The following is a 23,744-nucleotide window of genomic DNA, read 5'->3' on the forward strand; positions in this document are numbered from 1 at the left end:
TCGGCGAACGGCGGCACCACAACTCCTCTCGTCGGACGTGACACCACGACCGCGTTGCGGCCGTCAACCTCAGCGTGCCATCCAGATCCTGCTGCGGACCACCTCGCGCATCCGAGCAAGTTGACCCTTCGAAAGGGTAACCGGTGGTTCGGCGTTCAGCAGGTGCTGGACCTGTGTGAAGAAGTCGCGGTCGGACAGTCCGAACTGCGAGCTGATCTCGCGCGACGAACCCCCACCGAGTGCGTACCAGCTCTGCTCGAAGTCGAGCATCTGACGCTGAGTCGGATCCATAAAGTACTCACTCTTTGTGCTGTGACCTGTGTCGATCATTGGATGTGGTGGATGTGGAACGGGCCCCGGCGAATGTCCGTCGTCCCTGGTCTGGAAAGCGAGCCCACCGCTGTTAACGTCCTTTGTACACTCGGCCCGGCGCGATGGATACCCATTTGGCCATGCGGCGCAAAAACTCTCGGCCACCGCAAGGTAACGAGTTGTCATCGGACGCGCCAGAGGTTCGAGTGCGCCTCGGATCCAAGGGTCGTCGACCTATGCTGAGAATCATGGCTGAGCACTCGGCAAACAAGGCTTCTGTCTCGTCGACACCCGAACCGGGTCCCGACAAGGACGTGACCGTCAGTTCGACGTCGGCGGAGACTCAGCCGACATTCTCCGAGCGACTCGCCAAGGGAGCACGGAAGTTCCTCTTCGTCGCGATCGCCGTCGCAATCGCGGTGATCATCTATTTCATTCTCGCGGCGTTCCTGCCGCGCTGGTGGGCAGAGCAGATCGGTCGCAACGTCGACGGTTCGATGGGACGGGGAATCGGCAGTGGCCTGTCGATCGGGTTCGTTTGCACGTTTATCCCCATATCGTTGCTCGTTCTCGCGGTGGCGTTCAGGGGTCGGATGAAGAACGTCGTCTCGATCCTCTGTGTGGTGATCGGCGTTGTGGTCGCGATCCCGAATCTGCTGACACTGAGTATTCAGCTCGGCGACAACAATGCAGCACACGTGGGCAAGCAGATCCTCAACGTGCGGGCACCGGGATTTCGCGCGGCAAGCGCCTGGGGCGTGATCATCGCCGTGCTGGTCGCGATTCTGCTGAGCATCTTCGTCGTCATGTATCGGCGACGAGGTAAGAAGCTCAATCAGACGACCGGTGCCGATCAGAAAAAGCACAAGAAGTAGTCAGCGACCGCCGGCACGTGCACGCTGCTGGTCGCGGCGGTTCGCTACCACGCTGCTGAACAGTGCGGCGCTGATGAACACCACACCGATGAGTCCGGTCACGATGTCGTTGATGTGGAACTCGATGCTGAGCAGCAGGATCACGGCGAGTGCACCGATAGCCCAGTGAGCGCCATGCTCGAGGTAGCGATACGAGGCCAGCGTTCCGGTGCGGACCAGGTAGATCGTGATCGACCGAACGAACAGCGCGCCGATGAACCCGAGGCCCAAGGCGATGATGATCGGATCCGCGGTGATGGCGAACGCGCCGATGACGCCATCGAACGAGAACGATGCGTCGAGGACTTCGAGATAGAGGAACAGGAAGAATCCCGCTTTCCCGGTCGCTTTCGCTCCGGCGGACGGACCACCCTCGTGCAGGTCGGGATCGGACTGGAAAAGTGCGCTCAAGCCGTCGACCATGAGGTAGGTGACCATGCCGAGAATTCCGGCGATGAGGACTGTCGAGCGGATCGCGTCGGAAGCGAGGAACTCTGCGACCAGAACCAGGGTCACGGAGGCGAGGACGACCGGGAGGGCACTGAGCCGTCCGATCTTCGACATCGGACGCTCCAGCCACGTCAACCACGTCAGATCGCGATTGCTCAGGATGAAGTTGAGAAAGAGCATGAACAGGAACATCCCACCGAATGCTGCGATCTGCGGGTGCGCGTCGGTGAGAATCGTTTCATAGCTCGGGCTTCCGTCGGCGAAGTGGTCGGCATCGTCGGGCGGTGGGTTCATCGCAAGCCGGAACGCTTCGACAGGATTGAGCCCGGCCGTCACCCAGACGATCATGAGTGGGAAGAGCAGGCGCATCCCGAAAACGGCGATGATCATGCCAACGGTGAGGAACATGCGCTGCCAGAACGCACTCATCCGTTCCAGCACGGTGGCGTTGATGACTGCGTTGTCGAAGGACAGCGAGATCTCGAGAACACCGAGTATCGCGGCGAGGGCCACCGCCTCCCATCCCCCGTAGAAGAACGCGACGATGAGCGCGAGGGCGGTGACGACGATCGACAGCCCGAAGATGCGCCCTATCAACGGAGTCGCTCGGCGTCCTTGGCGAGCGTCACGACTTCTGCCGCGAGCTCGGCAACAGTGCTCGTGTCAGCGTTCTCGCCCACCGCTGTCGCGAGATCCTCCGCAGCGCAGCGCAGGGCGAAGAGACGGTCGCCGAAGTCGCTCACCTCTGCCTGAGTCAGAATCACGGCGTCGGAGGGAATAGAAGTGCCCTCCGTGAGCGCTCTTTGTTCATAGGCGCGTTGACGGCACGACCGCTTGCAATACTTGCGCCGACGTCCGTGCTCGGAGTCGACCATCGACTGGCCGCACCAGGCGCATGCGTAGGGGCGCCGCCGCGATCGGGTTGTACCGCTCGTCGTGTGCTCCACGTTGATGACCGTACCCAAGTCTCATCGTCGAGGTTTGTTCGGCGGCTCGGGGCTGCGTGTCGCCGGTGATGCGGAAGTGACGCGGTCGGCGCGTAGAATAGGAGTGTTGAGCGTTCGACAGCGCTCGAGAAACGAGAGGACACCGCCAAATGGCAGATCGAGTACTTCGGGGCAGCCGCCTCGGCGCGGTGAGCTATGAGACCGATCGTGATCACGATCTCGCTCCGCGACGAATCGTCCAGTACCGGACCGACAACGGAGAAATCTTCGACGTCCCCTTCGCCGACGACGCCGAGGTTCCGTCGAAGTGGCCGTGCAAGAACGGTATGGAAGGCACGATCCTCGAGGGTGCAGAGCCCGAGGAGAAGAAGGTCAAGCCTCCGCGAACGCACTGGGACATGTTGCTCGAGCGCCGAAGCGAAGACGAGCTCGAGGTGCTGCTCAATGAGCGGCTCGACCTCCTCAAGCAGCGTCGTCGCGGAGTCACCAACTGACGTACGCGTCTTAGATGACGCAGCAGCCGGGTGGAGTCAGTCATATGACTCCACCCGGCTGCTGCGTATCGGTGGTTCAGTGTGACCCTGTGCCCGTCTCGGGGTGACTCTGTGCCCGTCTCGGGCCGCCGATCGGCTTCGGACCCGTCAACTTCAAGGCCCGACCGTCTCACGGTCATCCCCGCTTGTGCAGCCCGATCTTGTGCAAGCGGTTCTCGATACCCCAGCGTGCGACGCTGGTGAATGCCTCTGCCATCACGCCACCGCTCATCTTCGACGAGCCGACCTCGCGCTCGGTGAAGGTGATCGGAACCTCGCGAACGTCGTAGCCGGCCTGGAGCGTGCGCCACGCCAGGTCGATCTGGAAACAGTAGCCCGCCGACTCGACCGTATCGAGGTCGATGGTCTCGAGTACCTTGCGCCGATATGCGCGGTAACCAGCGGTGATGTCGTGCACGTTGGTGCCGAGTGCCACACGTGCGTAGGTGTTGGCACCTCGCGAGAGAACCTCGCGGTACCTGGGCCAGTTCACGAGCTTGCCGCCGGGAACATAGCGCGACCCGATCGCGAGGTCGGCTCCGTCGTTCACCGCGTCGAACAGGCGGTACAACTGCTCGGGTGCGTGGCTGCCGTCGGCGTCCATCTCGACGATGACCGCGTAATCGCGGTGCAGGCCCCATTCGAAGCCGGCGAGGTAGGCCTTGCCGAGGCCGTCCTTCTCGACGCGGTGCATCACATGGATACGACCCTCGTCATCGCCCTCGGCGAGTTCGTCGGCTACGTCGCCGGTGCCGTCGGGACTGGAATCATCGACGATCAGCACGTGGACGCCCGGCATGGCTGTCTGCACCCTCGACACAATTCGGGGAAGGTTCTCGCGCTCGTTGTACGTGGGGATGACGACCAGTGCGCGCGCGCCGTCGGATGCGACAATCCCGCCCTCGTCTTGGCTGGTCGCATCTCCGCTACCCGTTGTCACCACGCTCCTCCGACTCCCTTGCATCACCCTGTGCGACCGGTGTGCCACCGGCGCGGACCCCAAAAGGCCCGAGAGTGAACCTATAACGACGCGTCAGGACGACCAAAAGCCCACCCACCGTCACCACGACGATGATCCACTGTGGCCATGCCCCGAGGACGGTCGCGACGGTCTTGGCCGAGTGCAACGGTAAGCGATCGGCGAGTACCGCCGGGGTGAACACGCCCGACTCACGTGAGATGGATCCGTCGGGCTCGATGATCGCGCTCACTCCGCTGGTCGCTGCGACGACGACTGCCCGGCCGTGTTCGACGGCCCGGAACTGCGACATCGCGAGCTGCTGATAGGTCATTTCCGTTTTGCCGAAGGTGGCGTTGTTCGTCGGGACGTAGAGGATGCGGGCGCCGTCGTCGACTGCGGCTCGAGCCGACCTGTCGAAAGCGATTTCCCAGCACGTGGAGACACCGACGGTGATGTTGCCGGAGCGTCCGGGGACGGTGATCGCCGACGGACCGGTTCCGGGACGGAAGTTGCCGGCCATCGACGCGTACGACGAAAACATGCTGAAAAACGGACGCCAGGGCAGGTACTCACCGAACGGCTGAACAATGTGCTTGTCGTAGCGGGCGACGGGTCCGTTCGCGCCGTCCCACACCAGGACGGAGTTCGTCGGCCGACCGTCGGAATTCATCACGAGCGTCCCGACGAGGATCGGCGCACCAACGGAAATCGATGCGTCGGTGATCTCTTGCGCGGCGTCGGCGTTGGTGAGCGGCGAGATGTCAGAGGCGTTCTCTGGCCACGCCACGAAATCGGGCTGTTCGGCGGTTCCCGCCCGCACGGCGTCGGCAAGACGCATGGTCTCCCGAACGTGATTGTCGAGAACAGCCCTGCGCTGGGCGTTGAAGTCGAGGCCGAGTCTTGGCACATTCCCCTGCACCGCAGCCACCTGAACCGACGACGACGCGACGTTGCGGTCGAGTGTGTCGGGGGTCAGGGCGATCGCCGCGATAGGCCCCACAAGGGCCAACACGACCGCCAACGCCGCAGCGCGTGCCACTGATCCGCTGCCCGTCACGACCCGCGTGACGAGGACGATGATGAGCCAGGCCACCGCTGCGCCGAGCAACGCGACGGCGGCTGAGACGCCCGGCGCACCCAGGATGGATGCGAGCGGTAGTAGCGGTCCGTCGACCTGGCTGAATGCTGCTCTCCCCCAAGGGAATCCGCCGAACGGAACAGACGAACGAAGAGCCTCGACAGTGACCCACGACAGTGCAAACCACAGCGGTGGGCACGGGAGTCGCATGGTCAACACAGCGCACACACCGAAGAGTGCCGAGAACACCGCGAGCACGACGGACAAGGCGATCCACGGAAGCGGTCCCACGTACACGCCGATCCACGGCAGCAGCGGGATATAGAACGCCAGCCCGTAGATGAATCCGACGACAGCGCCGAGGCGGGCGCGGATCGGCCCGGAGAGCGCCACGAAGAGCAGGCCCATCGAGATGACCGCCATGAACCACCAGTTGCGCGGTGGGAACGCCGACCACATCGCCAGTCCCGCTACGACAGCCAGAGCCGCACGCACGAGGAGTGGGGTCCAGCGGGCACCAGCCAGCCTCGACCAGAGTCGATCGGTGTGCTCGGAGGTGTCGGTCCGGGTGGCGGACGACTCCTTTGGGGTCACCGAGTCGTCGAGGCCCGGCGTCTTGTCGTGTGGTGAACTGTCATCTACCGCGTCGTTGTCTACGGCGTTCTTGTGTACGGCGTTCTTGTGTACGGCGTCGTTGTCTACCGAGTCGCTCACCGGTCAGTGAACCTCGGCGCGGTAGATGTCGCGACCACGGTGCACAGTCCGGACGCATCGTGGCAGCGCGCAGCCGGGAGAGACGTCGGGAAGTGCGGGCACTCGTGATCGTGGGTCCAGCGACCAGCGCTGCACGCTCTCGTGCGATCCGGCAACGACGAGCTCGTCGACTTCCCAGACCGCGTAACTTGCCGGTGCCCCGACCGCCAGTGTGCCGGTGAGTCCGTCATTGATTCCTCCCGCGCGCCAGCCGCCTCGTGTCGAGGCCGCGAACGCACCGCGCGCCGAGATGGCGTTCCGAGGCTGATGATGATGGACGGCCGCGCGTATGGTCATCCACGGATCCATCGCGGTGACCGGTGAATCCGACGAAAAGGCCATGGCCACGCCAGCTTTGGCGAGCGCGGCAAAATCGTTCATCCGAGCGGCACGTTCGTCGCCGAGACGCTGTGCGTACAGGTTTCCCGGTGCGCCCCACTGCGCATCGAACTGTGGCTGCATGCTCGCGACGACGCCACACGCGGCCAGCGTCTGAGCCTGGGAGGCGTCGACCATCTCCGCATGTTCGACCCGGTGAGCGCGCGACGCGAGCGCGGGCGTGCCGAACTCGGCCGCGAGCGTGTCAAGTGCACCCACCACCGTCGCCGTTGCCGCATCGCCGATCACGTGAAAGCCAGCTTGCAGCCCTGCTTCGGTACATGCGCGAAGGTGGTCGAGAACGGTCTCTGGCGAGAGGTAGTCGATACCGGTGACGTCGGGTGCATCGTGGTAGGGCTCGAGGAGCCACGCCGTCCGCGAGCCGACCGCTCCGTCGATGAAGAGATCGCCGCCGAGCGCGTCGGCGCCGGTGATCGCGACGAGTTCGCGAGCGTGATCGGCGTTCTGCGCGGCCTGCCCCCAATAGCGTCGGACCTCGACGGCATGGTCGAGTTCGCCGATGGCGAGGAAGTCGTCGAGACCACTGATGTCGGGTCCGCCGTTCTCGTGGATCGCGACGATTCCCATCGCCGCGGCAGCGTCGAGTGCGCGCAGTTGTGCGCGGGTCCGCGACGCGGGACTCAGTAACGATCGTGCGGCACCGCGCACGAGGTGATGTGCCTCGGCGATCAGCGGTTCCTCCGGGTGGTAGCCCTGCGCGTCCTCCAAGCCGATGACGAGGCGTCGCAGCGCTGTCGACGCGACGGCGGAATGTTCGTCGACTCGGGCGAGGTAGACCGGACGATTGCCGACGATCGCGTCGATGTCGGCGGTTGTCGGGAACCGACCGTCGGAGATCTCGGCGCCCGACCAGGTCGAACTGTCCCAACCACGGCCCCAGATGAGGTCGCCTTCGTCGACGGTCGACACGGCGTCGGCGAGCATTCGGAGGCAGTCGGTGCGCGAGACGGCGTCGTTGAGGGTCAGTCCCGTGAGCGCAAGACCCGTCGACGTCAGATGCACATGTGCGTCGACGAATGCGGGTGCTACGAAATGCCCTTCCAGATCGGTCACCGTGGCGTCGGGATGAAGTGCCCTCCCGACGTCGTCTGCGCCCACCCAGGTCACGACGCCGTCAGTGACGGCAAGGGCTGTCGCGTCGGGGGTTGCAGAGGAATAGACGGTCCCACCAAGGAGCAGTTCGGTTGCCACGGTTGTTCAGTGTGCTCCCTGTGGGGAGGCCGGTGCGTCAGTGGCCCCGGGGGAGCTGCGGCTGGTCGGCCGACCAGCCGGTTGACGAGTTCGGTGTGGAGTAGGCGGGATCGTCGACGACGGTGCCGTCGATGACGGTGCCCCGCTTGACCCATGCCGGTCCGTAGGCACCCGCGCGGGTCATCGCCGACATCATCGTGCGTGTGCCGACTGCGGCCAGCACCGGACGCAGGACGCGTCGCGTCGGCGGAAGGAGCGCGATGGTTCCGACAACGGTGGACACCAGGCCGGGCGCGATCAGCAGGATCGACGAGGCTCCCACCACGGCGGTGTCGGCCAGCGGGGCACGAGCGTCGACTTCATTGCGCGAGGCGCGACGGAGTTCACCGAACACCTTGCGGCCCTGCCAGCGAAGGATGAGGAAGCCGACGAAGGAGGCCAGGATGGTGATCAACACCGCCCAGGCGAAGCCGAGCGTCATGACCATGGCCACGAACACGGCGATCTCGATCACGAGGTAGACGAGGAAGTACGGGAAGCGCATGGGTGTGCCTTTCTGGTCCGATGCAGGTGAGTTTCGACACCCGACGCCGCATCGGAGATGTGCATTCAGTGTTTCCAACGAACGAGCACCCGATTTTGCTCCCGGGCAGCGCCCTGGTTGACACTCTTCTGTTCGAGATGAGCTGGCCGGTCGGCTACGTAGGGTTCTGGTCGTCTGTGCTCCGGTCAGATGCATCGCGCATTGCTCCGAGAAACCGTCCAATGACAGCGAGTTCGTCGCTGCTGAACTCGTCAAGTGCCGTCAGCGCGTCGTCCACGAGCGTCCCGAAGAACTCCCGACCCGTGTCACGAGCACGATCGGTGACGGAGAGCAGGACCTTGCGTCTGTCCCCAGGGTCGCTGGTGCGCTCAATGAGGCCGGCCCGTTCGAGTCGGTCGAGCACAGACGTAATGGTCGCCGAGTTCACTCCTCCAAGTTTTCTCCCCAGCCAGGCCGGGGTCGCAGGCTCTGCGTCGCGTTCGGCGTCGAGCAGTGCAATCAGTGCGCGTAGATCGGTTGGATGAAGGTCCACTGTTCTTGCGAACCGCGCTCCTCGAATGTCCAGGTCAGTCATAAGCGCACGCAACTGACGGATCAGCAGGTACCGCGGTCCATTCTCATCTGCGCGCTCACGGGAAGTCACGGTTCTCGACCTTAGCGCCACGATGGTATAGCTTGATCGACAAGTAACTAGATTGTCGAGGTAACTATGCGCGAGACGACACCCTTTCTGGCCTCACCCGTAGGCAGACGATTCTCCGAGGCATATGACTCACTCATCAATCGTTGGCCACCGGGTACCCGTCGGTTCGATCTCGCGACGCCGTACGGCAGCACGCACGTCGTCGCTTCGGGTCCCGATTCAGGTCGACCACTCGTTCTGCTTTCGGGTTCCGGGGCAACGCTGACGGAGTGGCACTCGGTGATCGAACAACTCAGTCGCCGACACCGCGTCTATGCGGTCGACATCCCGGGTCAGGTCGGTGCGTCAACACCGTCGAGCACGCCTATCTCGTCAGTCCCCGACCTCCTGGACTGGCTTGCTGTCACGGTGTCGACGCTCGGCGTCGACACACCGACGTTCATAGGCCATTCGTACGGGGCGATGATCGCTCTCGCGTTCGCCGGTGGTGGTTTCCCGACGGACGGGCTGATCCTGGTCGAACCCAACTCGGTCTTCGGTGGTATGCGCACCGGGTACCTCGTCCATGCATTGCCGATTCTCCTGTCTCCCAACGAGAACCGCGAACGACGGTTTCTGGAGTGGGAAACCGGGCGCAGACCGCTCGATGAGGCGTGGTCAGACGTAGCCGCACTCGGCGCAACGATGCCGACGACGAAACTCGTCATACCTCGGCGCCTGCGGTCCGTGCGACCGCAGGTCAGGCACCGCGCTGTCATCCTTGCGAAGGAGAGCCGAGTGCACGACGTTGCTCGCATCGCGGAAAACGTCCACTCCACGTGGTCCGGTGCACAGGTCGAGATAGTCGCTGATGCAACGCACCACAGCCTGCCGATGTACCCGAGCGTCTTCGGCGACGTGCTTTTGGCCGCACTCGATGAATCCGGGCGTTAGCACACGCTTATGGCCACCAGCTATTCCGACCGGCCCTCGATCTCGCCCTCGGCTTGCAGGTACACCGCCCGCAACTGATCGAGCATTGCGGCGGGCGGCGCCTCCCACATGTCGCGGTCGACGGCCTCGAGAAGGCGCTCAGCGATGCCGTGCAATGCCCACGGATTCGACTGATTCATGAACTCCTGATTGCGCTCGTCGAGCACGTAGGACTCGGTGAGCTTCTCGTACATCCAGTCGGCGACGACGCCGGTCGTGGCGTCGTACCCGAACAGATAGTCGACGGTGGCCGCCATCTCGAAGGCACCCTTGTATCCGTGGCGCTGCATCGCGGAGATCCACCGGGGATTGACGACCCGTGCACGGAACACGCGACTTGTCTCCTCCGACAGCGTGCGTGTTCGGACGGAGTCGGGCCGCGTCGAGTCGCCGATGTATGCCTCCGGGGATGTGCCGGTCAGTGCCCGGACCGTTGCCACCATCCCGCCGTGGTACTGGAAGTAGTCGTCGGAGTCGGCGATGTCGTGCTCGCGGGTGTCGGTGTTCTTCGCGGCCACCTTGATCCTGCGATAGGCCGAGCGCATGTCGTCGACTGCCGCGACGCCGTCGAGTTCGCGGCCGTACGCATAGCCGCCCCACTCGGTGTAGAAGCGTGCGAGGTCCTCGTCGCTGCGCCAGTCACGAGAATCGATGAGTTGCAACAGACCCGCTCCGTAGGTTCCGGGTTTGGAGCCGAAGATCCTGGTCGTCGCCCGCCGTTGGTCGCCGTGCTCGGCGAGTGCCGCGCGGGCGTGCGCCGCGACGAAGTTCTGGTCATCGGGTTCGTCGGCCGACGCCGCGAGTGCGACGGCGTCGTCGAGCATGGTCACGACGTGCGGGAACGCGTCACGGAAGAAGCCGGAGATCCTGACGGTGACGTCGATGCGCGGACGACCGAGCTCGTCGAGCTCGATCAGTTCGAGATCGCGGACCCGCCGTGACGCCTCGTCCCAGATCGGCATGACGCCGAGGAGCGCGAGGATCTCGGCGACGTCGTCGCCCGAGGTACGCATTGCGCTGGTGCCCCACGCCGAAAGCCCCACGGAGGCAGGGTATTCACCGTGGTCGGTGAGGTATCGCTCCAGCAGGCTGTCGGCCATCGCTCGTCCCGTTTCCCATGCGAGCCGAGACGGGACCGCCTTGGGGTCGACGGAGTAGAAGTTGCGGCCCGTCGGCAACACGTTGATCAGTCCGCGCAGCGGCGAACCGCTCGGGCCTGCGGGAATGAAGCCGCCGTCGAGTGCGTGCAGAATGCGCGGGATCTCTCCGGCGGTCTGCCGCAGTCGCGGAACCACTTCTGTTGCCGCGAAACGCAATACGTCGCCGACAGCCGCGGGATGGCCGGACGCCGCATCCTCGACGGCCGACGCCGACCACTCCCCTTTCGCGCACGCTGCCACAAGGTCGCGTGCGGTGGCTTCGACGGTGTCGACGTCGTTACGCACGGAGTCTGCGCCTTCGTCGAGTCCAAGCGCTTCACGTAGGCCGGGCAACGCCTCTGTGCCGCCCCACAATTGGCGGGCGCGCAGCATCGCGAGCACGAGATCGACTTCGGCGTCATCGACCGGGGGTTCGCCGAGAACATGCAGGCCGTCGCGGATCTGCACATCCTTGATCTCGCACAACCAGCCGTCGACGTGCAACAGCATGTCGTCGAAGACCTCTTCGTCGGGCCGCTCGGTGAGGCCGAGGTCGTGGTCCATCTTCGCGGCCGTCAGCAGCGTCCAGATCTGCTGGCGGATCGCGGGGAGCTTCGCGGGATCGAGAGTCGAGATGTTCGCGTGCTCGTCGAGGAGTTGTTCGAGTCGTGCGATGTCACCGTAGGACTCGGCCCGCGCCATCGGGGGGATCAGGTGGTCGACGAGTACCGCGTGCGCTCGACGCTTGGCCTGGGTGCCCTCGCCCGGATCGTTGACCAGGAACGGATAGATGAGCGGGACGTCGCCGAGCGCGGCATCGGTGCCGCAGTGCGCCGACATTCCCAGTGTCTTGCCCGGCAGCCACTCGAGGTTGCCGTGTTTGCCGATGTGCACGATCGCATCGGCGCCGAAGCCCGGGATGTCATGTGCGGAACCGGCTCTACCGGCGAGCCAGCGATAGGAGGCGAGGTAGTGATGCGAGGGCGGAAGGTCGGGGTCGTGATAGATCGCGACAGGATTCTCACCGAACCCGCGCGGCGGCTGCACCATGATCGCCACATTGCCGAATGTCAGTGCTGCGACGACGATCTCGCCGTCGGAGCTCTGCGATCGATCGACAAAGAGATCGCCCGGCGCAGGCCCCCAGTGCTGTTCGACGCCGTGCCGCAGTTCCTCCGGCAGCGTCGCGAACCACCTCTCGTAGTCGGTGGCGCTGACGCGAATCGGGTTGGCAGCCAAGGTCTCCTCGGTCAGCCAGTCGGAGTCCTGGCCGCCACGGTCGATGACCGCGTGGATCAGTGCGTCCGAATCATCCTCAGCCAGACCGGGAATCGCGTCCGGGCCCGATTCCGGACCGATGTCGTAGCCTGCCGCGCGCAACGCATCCAGCAGACGTAGGAGGCTGCGGGGTGTGTCGAGGCCGACAGCGTTACCGATGCGTGCGTGCTTGGTGGGATACGCCGACAACATCAGTGCAATCCGACGATCCGCGGGTGCGATATGCCGTAACCGGGCGTGCGACACCGCGATTCCCGCAACCCGGGCGCATCGCTCGGTGTCGGGTTGATACCAGGGCAGCCCGTTCTCGTCGAACTCCTTGAAGGAGAACGGCACGGTGATGATGCGGCCGTCGAATTCCGGAACAGCCACCTGAGTCGCGACGTCGAGCGGCGAGAGACCGTCGTCGTTGGCCTCCCAGTCGGCTCGTGGCCCGGTGAGACACAGTCCCTGCAGGATGGGGATGTCGAGCGCGGCGAGGCGCTCGATGTTCCACGCCTCGTCGTCTCCTCCGGCCGACGCCGTGGCGGGTGTCGCACCACCGGCGGCGAGGACGGTGACCACGAGTGCGTCCGCGGTGGCGAGTAACTCGATGAGGTCGTCTGGTGCGGTGCGCAGCGAGGCGCAGAAGATCGGGATCGGCCGCGCGCCCTGCTGCTCGATCGCCGCGCAGAGTGCTTCGATGTACCGCGTGTTCCCTGCGAGGTGCTGTGCTCGGTAATAGAGGACACCGATCACCGGCGCGGTGTCGGGAACAGCTCTGGTCGGCTGCCGCTCGAGAACTCCCCAGCCAGGAGTCTGTTCGGGGGGTTCGAACCCGTACCCGGACAGCAGCACCGTGTCGGACAGGAAGTTGTGCAGGTTGGTGATGTTGGGCACCCCGCCGAAGGCGAGGTAGTTGTGGGCGTCCGCGGCCACACCGGCGGGCACCGTCGACAGGGCCATCAGGTCGGGATCGGGTTGCTGCTCGCCGGAGAGGACGACCACCGGCTTCCCGACGGCGAGGACGGCGTCGAGCCCCTCCTCCCAGGCGCGGCGGCCACCGAGGATGCGAACGACGGTCAGGTCGGCGTCGGCGACCATGCCCGGAACGTCGTCGAGCAGGATTCGTGACGGGTTCGCGACGCGATACTCCGCGTCGCTGGCGTCAGCGGTGATGAGATCGGTGTCCGATGTGGACAGCAGCAGGATCATCGCAACTCCTCGGACTCCGACTCGCGCGGAGACATGTGGAACACAGGTCCGAGGTCGCAGGTCTGGCTTCGCAGGAGCCCGCTGCTCTCGCGTCACAGTGGCGCGACCGCGCCGGAATCGCACCGGCTTCCGCGCACCTCGTGCGGCTCAGCCTAGTGGAGAGCGTTCCGCGACGGTCGCACACGTCCCGCGCAGCTTCGCACCCGTCTGCCGACGCCTACGCTGGATACCGTGCGTGACCCCGCCTCCCCTTCGTCACACGGCCAGTCCCGTGAGCTCACCGGTGAGTCGTCGTCGGGGCGAACAGTGTCTGACCGATGCCCCGGAGTCTTCACCCCGCACCCGGCCGCCGACGGCGCACTGGCGCGTGTTCGCCTGCTCGGTGGATCGATCACGCCCGAGCAACTCGCGGTGCTCGCGCATGTGGCCGCACAGTACGGCGACGGTTTCGTCGATCTGACGGGGCGCGCGAATGTGCAGATACGCGGCATCACCGATGTCGACGCTGTCGCCGATGCGCTCGTCGACGCCGGACTGGTGCCGAGCACCACGCACGAGAAGGTACGCAACATCGAGGTCAGTCCCTTCACCGGACGCGTCGGCGGCCTTGCTGATCTGCGTCCCCTGGCGCGCGAACTCGACGACGCACTCCGCTCCGATCACAGCCTCGCGGGGCTATCCGGCCGGTTCCTCTTCGGCCTCGATGACGGACACACCGACATCGCGGTTGGCGGCACCGACATGTGCGCCGTCGCGCGCAGCGGCACCGATGGATCGCCCGGTTTCGACATCGTCGTCGACGGCGAGATCGCAGGCTCGGCCGCCGACGACTCTGCCGTCACACAGGCGTTGCTGGGTGTCGCGCATGACTTCCTCGAGTTGGCAGACGGTGCGTGGCGGATCGCGGATCTGCCGCCGTCCGCGCGTCGCGACTTGATGAGGGTGACCCGGGGCCGACTCGACCCGCCACTCGAGCCAGGAGCTCTCACAACGACGGGCGGCGATCCCCGAGTGGGGTGGTTCGACCAGGACGACGGCCGCGTGCTGCTCGGCGCAGTCGTCGAACTCGGTCGTCTGCCCGCGCGTCTCGCCGAATTCATCGCAGCCGTCGAAGCGCCGGTGGTGTTCACGCCAGACCGTGAGATCCTCGTCTGCGATCTCGGCGAGGGGGTTGCCGAGACCGTGGTGCGTGTACTCGCCCCAATGGGACTCATCTTCGATGCCGCGTCACCGTGGGCACAGATCAGCAGCTGCGCCGGCGCACCCGGCTGCTCGCGCGGGCTCGCCGAGGTACGCGCCGACGTGAGTGAACGAGTCGAATCTGGGCTGCCGGTCACCGAGCGTGAACACTGGGTGGGCTGCGACCGTGGATGTGGGTCGCCACGCGAACCGCACCTGCGGGTCGAGGCAACCGGCGCCGGATACCGACGCACACACGAGTGAGGATCAGGTCCGCTCGACCACCCCGATAGGGTTGAACAACTATGCCCGAATACCTACGCGACGCCGCCGAGATCTACCGGCAGTCTTTTGCCACAATCCGAGCCGAAGCCGATCTGTCCGGATTCGCACCGGATGTCTCCGGGGTCGTCGTACGCATGATTCATGCGTGCGGCGAAACGGATCTGACGACGAACGTCGTCGCGACAGGCGACGTCGTATCCGCGGCACGGTCGGCTCTCGAGGCGGGTGCGCCGATCCTGTGCGACTCGACGATGGTCGCCAGCGGGGTGACACGTAAGCGCTTGCCCGCCGACAACGAGGTGCTGTGCTACCTCGCGGAACCCGGCTTGCCTGCGCTCGCCGAGCAGTTGTCGACCACACGGACCGCCGCGGCCGTCGAGTATTGGCGTGACCGGCTCGACGGCGCGGTCGTCGCGATCGGCAACGCACCGACCGCGTTGTTCGCGCTCCTCGACATCATCGATGCCGGCGCACCACGTCCGGCAGCGATAGTCGGTGCGCCCGTCGGATTCATCGGGGCCGCGGAATCCTGTGCGGCACTGGCGAACCGCGACGATCTCGAGTTCATCACCGTCACCGGACGTCGGGGTGGATCGGCCATCGTCGCCGCGGCGATCAACGCACTGGCGAGCGCACAGGAATGATGTCATGAGCACATCACCCGAGACGGGGAACACATCGCGCAAGGCGGGCTCCGGAAAACTCTGGGGCGTCGGACTCGGTCCCGGTGACAGCGAGTTGGTCACGGTCAAGGCCGCACGTGTCATCGCTGAGGCTGATGTCATCGCGTATCACAGTGCGCGCCACGGAAACAGCATCGCCCGGGGCGTCGCCGAGCCATATCTGCGTGGCGATCAGATCGAAGAGCGGCTGATGTATCCGATCACGGTCGAGACCACCGATCATCCGGGCGGCTACCGTGGCGCCTTGAACGACTTCTACACCGACAGTGCCGAAATTCTCGCGGCGCATCTGCGGGCAGGACGGGATGTCTGTCTGCTGGCCGAGGGCGATCCGCTCTTCTTCAGTTCGTACATGCACATGCACAAGCGCCTCGCCGACGACTTCGACGCCGAAATCGTGCCCGGCGTGACGTCGGTGAGCGGGGCCTCCGCGGCGCTGGGCATCCCACTCGTCGAAGGTGAGGAGACGCTGACCGTTGTGCCGGGAACACTCCCGGTCGACGAGTTGACTGCGGAGTTCGCCGGCGCCGACGCCTTCGCGGTGCTCAAGCTGGGTCGGACCTTCTCGACGGTGCGCACAGCCCTCGAACGCGTCGGACGGCTCGACGAGGCGTGGTACGTGGAACGGGCATCAACCGCGGCACAACGTGTCCTACCCGTGAGCGAGGTCGATCCGACGGACGTCCCGTACTTCTCGATGGTCGTCGTGCCGGGCCGGCGCAACAATCCGCGTTTCGATCCGACGGAGCTCGGGACCGGCGAAGTCGTGGTGGTCGGCCTCGGGCCGGGGGCCGCGTCGCAGACAACGCCGCAGGTGCGCGCCGAATTGTCCTCCGCAACTGACCTTGTCGGCTATCGAACCTATCTCGCGCGCGTCACGCCTCGGCCGGGGCAGCGGGTGCATGCCAGCGACAACCGTGTAGAGGCAGAGCGCGCAGAATTCGCGCTCGACCTCGCCTCCCGGGGTGCCCGCGTGGCCGTCGTGTCCTCCGGTGACCCGGGTGTGTTCGCGATGGCGGCGGCCGTCGCCGAGGTCGCGGCGCAATCGCGCTGGGCGGACGTGCCCGTCCGCGTGGTACCGGGGGTGACAGCAGCAACCGCGGTCGCCGCGGTTGCCGGTGCCCCGTTGGGGCACGACTTCGCCGTCATCTCACTGTCGGACAGGCTCAAGCCGTGGGAGCTGATCGAGGCGAGGATTCGGCATGCGGTTCAGGCCGATCTGGTGATCGCCGTCTACAACCCCGGCTCACAGAGCAGGACGTGGCAGGTGCCGCGCCTGCATGATCTGCTGCGCGAGATGGTTCCCGACAACCGTGTGATCATCGTCGGGCGCGATGTCGGCGGACCGGAACAGGCTCTGTCGGTGACTACTGTCGGCGCGTTCGATCCGTCGATCGTCGACATGCGCACGATGCTCATCATCGGATCGTCGGCGACGACGATTGCCGAGCGCAGCGGCGGTCGTCTGGTTTTCACACCGCGTCATCACAGCGTCTGACCATCTCAGCGTCTCATTGACTCAGGGCTGACCGGCAAGCAGATCTCGGACGAGCCCGACGGCGGCTTCTACGTCCTCGACGGCGCGCGTCGTGGGCTTGCTCGGACGGTCGACCATCACGACCTCGATGCCGAGAGTCCTTGCGGCGTCGAGCTTTGCGCGAGTCATGTCGCCGCCACTGTTCTTCGTGACGAGCACGTCGATGCCGTGCTCACGCATCAGCGCCATTTCGTCGGATAGACGATACGGGCCACGCGACCGGATTACTGTGTGGTGCATCGGCATAGCGGTCTGCGGTGGGTCAACGACCCGGATGAGAAACCACGCGGACGTGTTCTCGGCGAAGGCGTCGACGTCCTGCCTTCCTGTGGTCAGGAATACGCGGGCTTGTCGATCGTCGAGATAGCTTGCGGCGCTGCGTATGTCCGGTACCCGAATCCAGGTATCTACGTCACCCGGCGACCACGGTGCGCGGCACAGCCGGACGAGAGGCAGTGCGAGGTCGTGGGTTGCAGCAGCGGCGTTGGCGCTGATGCCACTCGCGAAGGGGTGTGTCGCATCCACGACGACGCGAATGGCGTTGTCGCGCAGCCATGTCCGTAGACCGGCCACTCCCCCGAAACCTCCGATGCGTACGGCGCCGACGGGCAGTCGCGGCTCGGCAACCCGGCCGGCAAGTGAACTGATCACGGCAATGTTCTCGGCGATGAGTCCGGCGGCCAGCGCGCGCGCTTCGCCGGTGCCCCCGAGCACAAGCACAACCGGTGTATCGGTCATGTCGTCGATGAACTGTCGTCATGGGCGCCGCTGCGGAGTTTTGTCATCCGTGCCTGCGAGTAGAGATAACTGTCCGTGGGGGTCGAGGTTCCCGGGTCGAGCACCTTGCCCACGAAGATGACCGCGGTGCGGCGGATCCCGTGGTCGTCGAGCTGCTGCGGCAGATCCGACAGCGGGCACCTGATCACCACCTCATCGCTGCGGGACGCGAATGCGACTGTAGCCGTTGGGCATTGCGGCCCGTAGTGTTCGGCGAGCGCGTCGACGATCTGCGGCGCGCGGTGCGCCGCGAGGTGCAATGCGAGAGTGACCCCCGACTGCGCCAGGCGCGCGAGTTCTTCACCTGGCGGCATGTCTGTCGACAGCGTCGACACGCGGGTGATGAGAAGGCTCTGGCCGACACCGGGCACGGTGAGTTCGGTATCGAGGGCCGCCGCTGCTGCGGCGAAGGCCGGTACGCCCGGAACGATCTCGGTATCGATACCCAGCCGCCTGAGTTCACGATGTTGCTCGGTGAACGCCGAGTACAGCGAGATGTCGCCGGAATGCAGGCGTGCGACGTCGCCGCCGGACGCGTGTGCCTCGACGATGTGTCCGGTGATCTCGTCGAGTGGCATCCGAGCCGTGTCGATCAGGGTGGCGTCGGCCGGACACAGGTCGAGAAGTTCTTGCGGGACAATCGATCCGGCATAGAGGCAGGTGGTGCATTCACCCAGGATGCGGGCGCCACGCAGGGTGATGAGGTCGGATGCGCCCGGTCCCGCACCGATGAAATAGACGGTCACGACTCATCGTCCGTTCGTGTGACCACCCACTGCACGATCGGGAGGGCGGGGCGCCATGTGGTCATGGTGCCGAGCGGTTCGACGGTTTCGATGGAGAATCGTCGAACAGTTCCACCGAGGCGGCGGTGCCAGTCGACGAGCAGCGACTGGGTTTCGACCGTGACAGCGTTCGCGACGAGGCGCCCACCTGGGAGCAGCGCGTGCCACGAGGCGGTCAGAACCTCGTCGTCGAGCCCTCCCCCGATGAAGATCGCGTCCGGATCCGGTGCGCCGCGAAGTGATTCGGGCGCGGCGCCCAGCACGGTCAGCGACCCCGCCACACCGTGGCGGGCGGCGTTGCGTCCGAGTCGCGCGGCACGAACGTGGTCGCGTTCGAATGCGATGGCGGTCCCGTCGGAGTCTGCGCGCAACCACTCGATCGCTACGCTCCCCGACCCGGATCCGATGTCCCACAGGAGCGCTCGCCCGCCTGGAGCGAGGGCCGCGACGGTCAGCGCTCGTACCGCCGACTTGGTGAGTTGGCCATCGTGTTCGTAGGCGTCGTCGGGTAGCCCTGGTAGTCGCGTCGTCCTGGGCCCGACGCAGTCGATGGCGACGATGTTGAGCGCATCGTGGGGTTGAGGTCGATACGAGCGCGCAACAGTCTCGACGATTCGTTGTCGTGGACCACCGAGTTGTTCGAGAACCGTCATCGTCGACCAGCCGAACCCGTTGCGCACCAGCACCTCGGCGATTGCGGCGGGTGTCTGAGGTCCCCTGCTGAGCACGAGGATCCGACGGCCGTCGGTCAACGCGGGTACCACGACGTCGGCGTCGTCGCGCAGCGTGCTGATCACCTGTGTGCGGGACAGGTCCCACCCGAGTTCGGCGCAGGCGAGACTCGCCGACGACACGGTGGGGAGCACTCGAACCCGGTTGCGCCCCACGGCATTGACGATCGTGGAGCCGACACCGTGGAACATCGGATCGCCGCTGGCCAGTACGTGCACCAGGGAGCCAGGACCCGGGGAGTCAGAAGTGGCGGCGTCAGAAGCGGCGGACAGCACCTGCTGTAGGTGTTCGGACATCGGCGAATGCCATGCCACCGTCGTCGCGTCGAGGTCGGGAAGGAGTTCGAGTTGTCGTGTCGACCCGTATACGACTGTGGCGCTGCGTAGTTCGTCTCGTGCACGGTCGGTCAGTCCTGCCCACCCGTCAGCGCCGATCCCGACGACGACGAACACCGATGTGCCCGTCGCCGCGGCCGTCATCATCGGGGCAACCTGCGCCAGATCGCGCGCGGTACGAACTGCATCGCGAATCCGACGAAGCGCAGAGGTCCGGGAATCCACACCTCCCAACGACCGCGGTGGTACGCCCGTGCCACCGCGTCGGCCACCTGCTCGGCGTCGACCGACATGGGCGCGGGCTTGGTCCCGGAGGCCATGAGGTCTGCTGTCATGTTGCCGACCACGAAACCCGGTCGGGCGAGCAGCAACCGGACGCCCGATCCGTGGAGTGCGTCCGACAACCCACTGGCGAAACCGTCGAGTCCGGCTTTCGCCGACCCGTACACGTAGTTGCCACGACGTACCCGCACACCGGCGATCGACGAGAAGACGATCATGGTGCCCGACCCCTGCCGCCGCAGTGCGTTGGCCAGCGGCGTCAGCACACTGATCTGGCCGACGTAGTCGGTCTGCGCGATCTGCAACGCGTGCGCGACGTCGGTTTCGGCGCGGTGCTGATCGCCGAGAATGCCGAACGCGATGATCGCCGCGCCGATCGGTCCGTGATCGACTGTGATCGTCTCGATGAGCGACGAGTGCGTCTGCGTTGCATCGGCGTCGAACTCAACGGTGATGACGTTGTCGGCGCCCGCCGCGCGCATTGCGGCGATTTCGTCGTCGAGGTCGTCGGACCGGCGCGCGGCAAGGACGACGCTCCGGCCTGCGACGAGCCTCTTCGCGAGGGCGATCCCGATCTCGCTGCGTCCGCCGAAGAGGACAACCGTTCCCTGGTCGTCGTGTGAGTTGCTACGCGCCATGACAGGCAGTATTCCACCGGCGGACAGGTAGCCGACAGCGGCGCCACCGCGGTGGCTATCGTTGGCGCCATGCCGCGTACTCCGGAAAACCTCGGTTCCGCTGCGCTCGACTTCTTGGGCGAGCGACACCTTGCGTCACTCGCGACGCTCCGACCCGACGGCACGCCACACGTCGTTGCCGTCGGATTCACGTACGACCCCGACAGCGGATTGGCTCGGGTGATCACTCGTGAGGGCAGCCAGAAGGTGCGCAACGCCGAGCGCGGCGGCTATGCCGCGGTGACGAACGTCGACGGTCCGCGGTGGCTGACGCTGGAGGGCCGCGCGACCGTTCACCGCGACCGCGACCGCGTTGCCGAAGCCGAACGGCGCTACGCCCAGCGATATCGCGAGCCGAAACCGAATCCCGAGCGCGTCGTCATCGAGATCGACGTGCAGCGTGTGCTCGGTTCGCACTCGCTGCTCGATTGATCGTCACCCCTCCCGTCGGGCGTGGGTCTACAACACCACCAACTCGTGCGGGCGCACATTCACCGGTTCGCATCCGTCGTCGGTCACGATGACGATGTCTTCGATCCGCGCGCCCCACTGCCCCGGGAAGTACACGCCCGGTTCGATCGAGAACGCCATCCCGGCCTCGAGGACGAGATCGTTGCCACTGACGATGTAGGGCTCCTCGTGAACGGACAGACCGATGCCGTGGCCGGTTCGGTGGATGAAGTTCTCGCCGAATCCTGCGTTGACGAGTACCTCGCGCGCGGCGGCGTCGACCTTTTCCGCGGTCACTCCCGGACGCACGGCGGCAACCGCTGTCCGCTGAGCGAGCTCGAGCGCGGCATACGCACGTGCCCTGTCGTCGTTTGGCTGGGCGAAGCAGTATGTCCTCGTGGAATCGGAGTTGTAGCCCGGTTCGACAGGTCCCCCGATGTCGATCACGACGATGTCGTCGGCTTGAATCACTCGCTCTGACTGCTCATGGTGCGGGTCGGCGCCGTTCGGTCCCGACCCGACGATGATGAATTCCGGCGCAGTGTGCCCCTCGGCCACGATCGCCTCGCCGATATCGGCGGCGACGTCGGCTTCCGTGCGTCCGGGACGCAGCCACTCACCCATGCGTGCGTGTACCCGGTCGATCGCGGCGCCTGCGCGTCGAAGGGCTTCGACCTCGTTGTCGTCCTTGATCATTCGCATCTGGCGAAGTACCGGCGTCGCGAGGACGGGGGCGGCTCCCAGACGATCTGCGATCGGCACCAGATGCAGCGCGGGCATCGACTCGGAGACCGCAACCGCAGCGGGAGCAGGCAATCCGGCGACCGCCAGCGCATGTGCGTCATCGCCGTCGACCCAGTCGACGACGTCGATGTCGAGTTCGCTGACCGCGGAGTCGCGCACGGAGGCGAGCTCGAGTCGAGCAATCACCAGCCGAGGGGTGCCGGCCGCGGGGATCACCAAGGCCGTCAGACGCTCGAAGGTGTCGGCCCGCGAACCGGTGAGATAGCGCAGGTCGGGGCCGGGAGAAACGATGAGGGCGTCGAGTCCGGCTTTGCCGGTCAGCACAGCGGCCCGTGCAAGGCGACGGCGGTACACCTCGGCGTCGAAACGCTCTTCTGCAGTGGCGGTCACGAGTGGAAGCCTACGCGGATGGCAGAGTTGAGACATGCCAGGATCCGTGATGTTGCTCGACGGCGCAAGCCTGTGGTTCCGCTCGTTTCACGCACTGCCCGAGAAGCTCACCGCCGCCGACGGACGGCCCGTGAACGCGGTCCGTGGATTCGTCGACACGATCGCCTCTCTGGTGTCCCAACACCATCCGACGCGTCTCGTCGTCTGCCTCGACCTCGATTGGCGGCCCGCGTTCCGCACGGATTTGTTGCCGTCGTACAAGGCCCACCGGGTGGCGCAAGAGGCGCCTCATTCTGGGGATGCAGGTCGAGAAGGACCCGACATCGAAGAGGTTCCCGACACCCTCACGCCGCAGGTCGACATGATCCTCGACGTGTTGGCCGCGGCGGGACTCACGACATCGGGAGCGGTTGGGTGCGAAGCCGACGACGTCATCGGAACACTTGCAGCGACCGAGGCTGACGACGACGTGATCGTCGTCAGCGGCGACCGCGATCTGCTGCAGGTCGTGGCCGACGACCCGGTGCCGGTACGCGTGCTCTACGTCGGACGCGGGCTGGCGAAAGCCGAGCTGATGGGACCTGCAGAGGTTTCCGACCGATACGGGGTGCCCGTCGAGCGCGCGGGCACCGCCTACGCGGAGATGTCGATGCTGCGCGGCGACCCGTCGGATGGCTTGCCCGGCGTCGCGGGGATCGGCGACAAGACCGCCGCGAAACTGATCACCACCTACGGCGACCTCGACGCACTCGAGGCTGCCGCCGACGACCCCTCGTCGACGCTCACTCCGCGCGTGCGTTCAGCTCTGCGTGACTCCACGGACTACCTTCGTGCCGCGCGCACCGTGGTCACTGTCCGCACCGACGCACCGACGGTGGAGAGCATCGACGATGATCACCTGCCGTCGGCGCCCGCCGATCCCGAGCGACTCGCCGACCTGATCGACGAACTGCGAATCGGTACGTCGGTGGGAAGGCTCGCCGATGCGCTCGGCTGGGAGTTGGTCTCGCGCTGATCAGCTCGTGGGACGCGAGACCTCGTACTTGCCGTCATCGTCGAGGATCGTGACCTTGACCTGCTGTTTCTGGCCTCCAACGGTGACCGAGCAGCTGAACGAGCTGCCCTTCTTCACGCTCTGACCCGACGGGCACGAGACGTTCGAGACATCGGTCGCCTGGTAGTCCTTGGTCAGCACCTGCTTCACGCCGTCCTGAACCGCATTCTGGTCGAGCGACTTCGGTGCCCACCCCGGCCAGGCGAACGCGGTGATGAGCAGGATCGCGGCAATGACGACCGCGGCTCCGATACCGCCGATGAGGGCCATGCGCTTGTTGTTCGACGACCCGGACGCGACCGACATCGCCGAGAACTGGTCACCCTGCTGGCCGGGCTGACCGAACTGACCGGGCTGGGTTGCCGCCTCACCCGCGGCGCCTGCCTGCCCATACTGTCCCGGCTGGCCGTACTGACCGGGCTGACTGGTCTGACCGGGCTGTCCGTACTGGGGTGCCTGTCCGTACTGGCCCGGCAGCGGCGGTTGGCCGTACTGGGGAGGTTGCCCGTACTGGCCCTGCTGCGGG

General features: G+C 65.7%; 23 protein-coding genes and 1 riboswitch. Of the genes, 8 read left to right on the forward strand and 15 right to left on the reverse strand.

Annotated elements, in window-relative coordinates:
- Positions 1 to 69: 69 nt before the first annotated feature.
- Entirely contained in the window at positions 70 to 291 is a 222-nt protein-coding gene (locus tag B3T59_RS01665; RefSeq protein WP_064863990.1) for a DUF3263 domain-containing protein, read from the reverse strand.
- Positions 292 to 560: 269 nt separating this feature from the next.
- On the opposite strand from B3T59_RS01665, the gene B3T59_RS01670 reads away from it, so the two are divergent.
- Positions 561 to 1,187 carry a hypothetical protein gene (locus B3T59_RS01670; RefSeq protein WP_251723555.1) on the forward strand — a complete coding sequence of 209 codons (627 nt, stop codon included), beginning with the start codon at positions 561 to 563 and terminating at the stop codon, positions 1,185 to 1,187.
- On the opposite strand, the gene B3T59_RS01675 is transcribed toward B3T59_RS01670, so the two are convergent.
- Both B3T59_RS01675 and B3T59_RS01680 read right to left on the reverse strand, forming a co-directional pair.
- Entirely contained in the window at positions 1,188 to 2,273 is a 1,086-nt protein-coding gene (locus B3T59_RS01675; RefSeq protein WP_251723553.1) for a DUF475 domain-containing protein, read from the reverse strand.
- Positions 2,270 to 2,551 (reverse strand): hypothetical protein, encoded by a 282-nt coding sequence (locus B3T59_RS01680; protein ID WP_064864028.1) that lies wholly within the window; start codon positions 2,549 to 2,551, stop codon positions 2,270 to 2,272. Before B3T59_RS01680 ends, B3T59_RS01675 begins: the two co-directional genes overlap by 4 nt.
- 221 nt (positions 2,552 to 2,772) lie before the next feature.
- Between B3T59_RS01680 and B3T59_RS01685 the strand changes: the two genes are divergently transcribed.
- Positions 2,773 to 3,117 (forward strand): RNA polymerase-binding protein RbpA, encoded by a 345-nt coding sequence (locus B3T59_RS01685; protein WP_064867565.1) that lies wholly within the window; start codon positions 2,773 to 2,775, stop codon positions 3,115 to 3,117.
- Between the two features lie 175 nt (positions 3,118 to 3,292).
- On the opposite strand, the gene B3T59_RS01690 is transcribed toward B3T59_RS01685, so the two are convergent.
- The 5 genes from B3T59_RS01690 to B3T59_RS01710 all read right to left on the reverse strand — a co-directional run bounded on the left by B3T59_RS01690 (position 3,293) and on the right by B3T59_RS01710 (position 8,656).
- On the reverse strand, positions 3,293 to 4,099 hold the full coding sequence (locus tag B3T59_RS01690) for a polyprenol monophosphomannose synthase (RefSeq protein WP_287001346.1): 807 nt from the start codon (positions 4,097 to 4,099) through the stop codon (positions 3,293 to 3,295).
- Positions 4,083 to 5,654, reverse strand: a complete 1,572-nt coding sequence (gene lnt / locus B3T59_RS01695; protein WP_287001352.1) for an apolipoprotein N-acyltransferase — start codon at positions 5,652 to 5,654, stop codon at positions 4,083 to 4,085. The genes B3T59_RS01690 and lnt overlap by 17 nt, the downstream gene beginning before the upstream one ends.
- Before the next feature lie 258 nt (positions 5,655 to 5,912).
- Entirely contained in the window at positions 5,913 to 7,538 is a 1,626-nt protein-coding gene (locus tag B3T59_RS01700; protein WP_251723550.1) for an amidohydrolase, read from the reverse strand.
- 37 nt (positions 7,539 to 7,575) lie between these two features.
- On the reverse strand, positions 7,576 to 8,082 hold the full coding sequence (locus B3T59_RS01705; protein WP_287001347.1) for an FxsA family protein: 507 nt from the start codon (positions 8,080 to 8,082) through the stop codon (positions 7,576 to 7,578).
- A gap of 154 nt (positions 8,083 to 8,236) precedes the next feature.
- Positions 8,237 to 8,656, reverse strand: coding sequence for a MarR family winged helix-turn-helix transcriptional regulator (locus B3T59_RS01710; RefSeq protein WP_285897830.1), 420 nt, complete (start codon positions 8,654 to 8,656; stop codon positions 8,237 to 8,239).
- Between the two features lie 135 nt (positions 8,657 to 8,791).
- On the opposite strand from B3T59_RS01710, the gene B3T59_RS01715 reads away from it, so the two are divergent.
- Positions 8,792 to 9,658, forward strand: a complete 867-nt coding sequence (locus tag B3T59_RS01715; RefSeq protein WP_064863979.1) for an alpha/beta fold hydrolase — start codon at positions 8,792 to 8,794, stop codon at positions 9,656 to 9,658.
- Positions 9,659 to 9,678: 20 nt separating this feature from the next.
- On the opposite strand, the gene cobN is transcribed toward B3T59_RS01715, so the two are convergent.
- Positions 9,679 to 13,308 carry a cobaltochelatase subunit CobN gene (gene cobN, locus B3T59_RS01720; protein ID WP_287001348.1) on the reverse strand — a complete coding sequence of 1,210 codons (3,630 nt, stop codon included), beginning with the start codon at positions 13,306 to 13,308 and terminating at the stop codon, positions 9,679 to 9,681.
- Positions 13,309 to 13,320: 12 nt separating this feature from the next.
- Positions 13,321 to 13,439, reverse strand: a riboswitch (cobalamin riboswitch).
- Positions 13,440 to 13,539: 100 nt separating this feature from the next.
- Here cobN and cobG point away from each other — a divergent pair.
- The 3 genes from cobG to B3T59_RS01735 are packed head-to-tail and all read left to right on the forward strand — an operon-like array spanning position 13,540 to position 16,953.
- Positions 13,540 to 14,751, forward strand: a complete 1,212-nt coding sequence (cobG, locus tag B3T59_RS01725) for a precorrin-3B synthase (RefSeq protein ID WP_231895126.1) — start codon at positions 13,540 to 13,542, stop codon at positions 14,749 to 14,751.
- A gap of 41 nt (positions 14,752 to 14,792) precedes the next feature.
- Positions 14,793 to 15,416, forward strand: a complete 624-nt coding sequence (locus B3T59_RS01730) for a precorrin-8X methylmutase (RefSeq protein ID WP_287001349.1) — start codon at positions 14,793 to 14,795, stop codon at positions 15,414 to 15,416.
- A 4-nt stretch (positions 15,417 to 15,420) separates the two neighbouring features.
- Entirely contained in the window at positions 15,421 to 16,953 is a 1,533-nt protein-coding gene (locus B3T59_RS01735; protein ID WP_064863975.1) for a precorrin-2 C(20)-methyltransferase, read from the forward strand.
- Between the two features lie 21 nt (positions 16,954 to 16,974).
- On the opposite strand, the gene B3T59_RS01740 is transcribed toward B3T59_RS01735, so the two are convergent.
- From B3T59_RS01740 to B3T59_RS01755, 4 genes are read right to left on the reverse strand one after another with little or no spacing between them, the layout of a single operon-like run.
- Positions 16,975 to 17,730, reverse strand: coding sequence for a cobalt-precorrin-6A reductase (locus B3T59_RS01740; protein WP_064863974.1), 756 nt, complete (start codon positions 17,728 to 17,730; stop codon positions 16,975 to 16,977).
- A complete protein-coding gene (locus B3T59_RS01745) occupies positions 17,727 to 18,515 on the reverse strand; it encodes a cobalt-precorrin-4/precorrin-4 C(11)-methyltransferase (protein ID WP_064863973.1) in 789 nt (262 codons plus the stop codon). Before B3T59_RS01745 ends, B3T59_RS01740 begins: the two co-directional genes overlap by 4 nt.
- Positions 18,512 to 19,765, reverse strand: coding sequence for a bifunctional cobalt-precorrin-7 (C(5))-methyltransferase/cobalt-precorrin-6B (C(15))-methyltransferase (locus tag B3T59_RS01750; protein ID WP_064863972.1), 1,254 nt, complete (start codon positions 19,763 to 19,765; stop codon positions 18,512 to 18,514). Before B3T59_RS01750 ends, B3T59_RS01745 begins: the two co-directional genes overlap by 4 nt.
- Entirely contained in the window at positions 19,765 to 20,541 is a 777-nt protein-coding gene (locus tag B3T59_RS01755) for an SDR family NAD(P)-dependent oxidoreductase (RefSeq protein ID WP_156529435.1), read from the reverse strand. The genes B3T59_RS01750 and B3T59_RS01755 overlap by 1 nt, the downstream gene beginning before the upstream one ends.
- A gap of 69 nt (positions 20,542 to 20,610) precedes the next feature.
- Between B3T59_RS01755 and B3T59_RS01760 the strand changes: the two genes are divergently transcribed.
- Positions 20,611 to 21,012 carry a pyridoxamine 5'-phosphate oxidase family protein gene (locus B3T59_RS01760; RefSeq protein ID WP_251723547.1) on the forward strand — a complete coding sequence of 134 codons (402 nt, stop codon included), beginning with the start codon at positions 20,611 to 20,613 and terminating at the stop codon, positions 21,010 to 21,012.
- Positions 21,013 to 21,039: 27 nt separating this feature from the next.
- Here the strand turns inward: B3T59_RS01760 and B3T59_RS01765 are convergent, their stop codons facing one another.
- A complete protein-coding gene (locus B3T59_RS01765) occupies positions 21,040 to 22,200 on the reverse strand; it encodes a M24 family metallopeptidase (protein WP_287001350.1) in 1,161 nt (386 codons plus the stop codon).
- Between the two features lie 13 nt (positions 22,201 to 22,213).
- On the opposite strand from B3T59_RS01765, the gene B3T59_RS01770 reads away from it, so the two are divergent.
- Positions 22,214 to 23,179: a 5'-3' exonuclease gene (locus tag B3T59_RS01770; RefSeq protein WP_251723580.1), complete on the forward strand. Its 966-nt coding sequence runs from the start codon at positions 22,214 to 22,216 to the stop codon at positions 23,177 to 23,179.
- On the opposite strand, the gene B3T59_RS01775 is transcribed toward B3T59_RS01770, so the two are convergent.
- Positions 23,180 to 23,744, reverse strand: a 565-nt coding sequence (locus tag B3T59_RS01775) for a DUF4333 domain-containing protein (protein WP_287001351.1), incomplete at its 5' end; no start/stop codon positions are given.

Source organism: Gordonia sp. UBA7860, assembly GCF_002500165.1.
In the GTDB taxonomy this organism is placed as follows: domain Bacteria; phylum Actinomycetota; class Actinomycetes; order Mycobacteriales; family Mycobacteriaceae; genus Gordonia; species Gordonia sputi.

Coding starts and splice junctions, on each gene's coding strand:
- B3T59_RS01665 (WP_064863990.1), bottom strand. CDS start 291: ATGGATCCGACTCAGCGTCAGATGCTCGACTTCGAGCAGAGCTGGTAC.
- B3T59_RS01770 (WP_251723580.1), top strand. CDS start 22,214: ATGTTGCTCGACGGCGCAAGCCTGTGGTTCCGCTCGTTTCACGCACTG.
- B3T59_RS01730 (WP_287001349.1), top strand. CDS start 14,793: ATGCCCGAATACCTACGCGACGCCGCCGAGATCTACCGGCAGTCTTTT.
- B3T59_RS01750 (WP_064863972.1), bottom strand. CDS start 19,765: ATGACGGCCGCGGCGACGGGCACATCGGTGTTCGTCGTCGTCGGGATC.
- lnt (WP_287001352.1), bottom strand. CDS start 5,654: ATGTGGTCGGCGTTCCCACCGCGCAACTGGTGGTTCATGGCGGTCATC.
- B3T59_RS01680 (WP_064864028.1), bottom strand. CDS start 2,551: ATGGTCGACTCCGAGCACGGACGTCGGCGCAAGTATTGCAAGCGGTCG.
- B3T59_RS01685 (WP_064867565.1), top strand. CDS start 2,773: ATGGCAGATCGAGTACTTCGGGGCAGCCGCCTCGGCGCGGTGAGCTAT.
- B3T59_RS01670 (WP_251723555.1), top strand. CDS start 561: ATGGCTGAGCACTCGGCAAACAAGGCTTCTGTCTCGTCGACACCCGAA.
- B3T59_RS01705 (WP_287001347.1), bottom strand. CDS start 8,082: ATGCGCTTCCCGTACTTCCTCGTCTACCTCGTGATCGAGATCGCCGTG.
- B3T59_RS01755 (WP_156529435.1), bottom strand. CDS start 20,541: ATGGCGCGTAGCAACTCACACGACGACCAGGGAACGGTTGTCCTCTTC.
- B3T59_RS01740 (WP_064863974.1), bottom strand. CDS start 17,730: ATGACCGATACACCGGTTGTGCTTGTGCTCGGGGGCACCGGCGAAGCG.
- B3T59_RS01765 (WP_287001350.1), bottom strand. CDS start 22,200: ATGTCTCAACTCTGCCATCCGCGTAGGCTTCCACTCGTGACCGCCACT.
- cobN (WP_287001348.1), bottom strand. CDS start 13,308: ATGATCCTGCTGCTGTCCACATCGGACACCGATCTCATCACCGCTGAC.
- B3T59_RS01760 (WP_251723547.1), top strand. CDS start 20,611: ATGCCGCGTACTCCGGAAAACCTCGGTTCCGCTGCGCTCGACTTCTTG.
- B3T59_RS01715 (WP_064863979.1), top strand. CDS start 8,792: ATGCGCGAGACGACACCCTTTCTGGCCTCACCCGTAGGCAGACGATTC.
- B3T59_RS01735 (WP_064863975.1), top strand. CDS start 15,421: ATGAGCACATCACCCGAGACGGGGAACACATCGCGCAAGGCGGGCTCC.
- B3T59_RS01710 (WP_285897830.1), bottom strand. CDS start 8,656: ATGACTGACCTGGACATTCGAGGAGCGCGGTTCGCAAGAACAGTGGAC.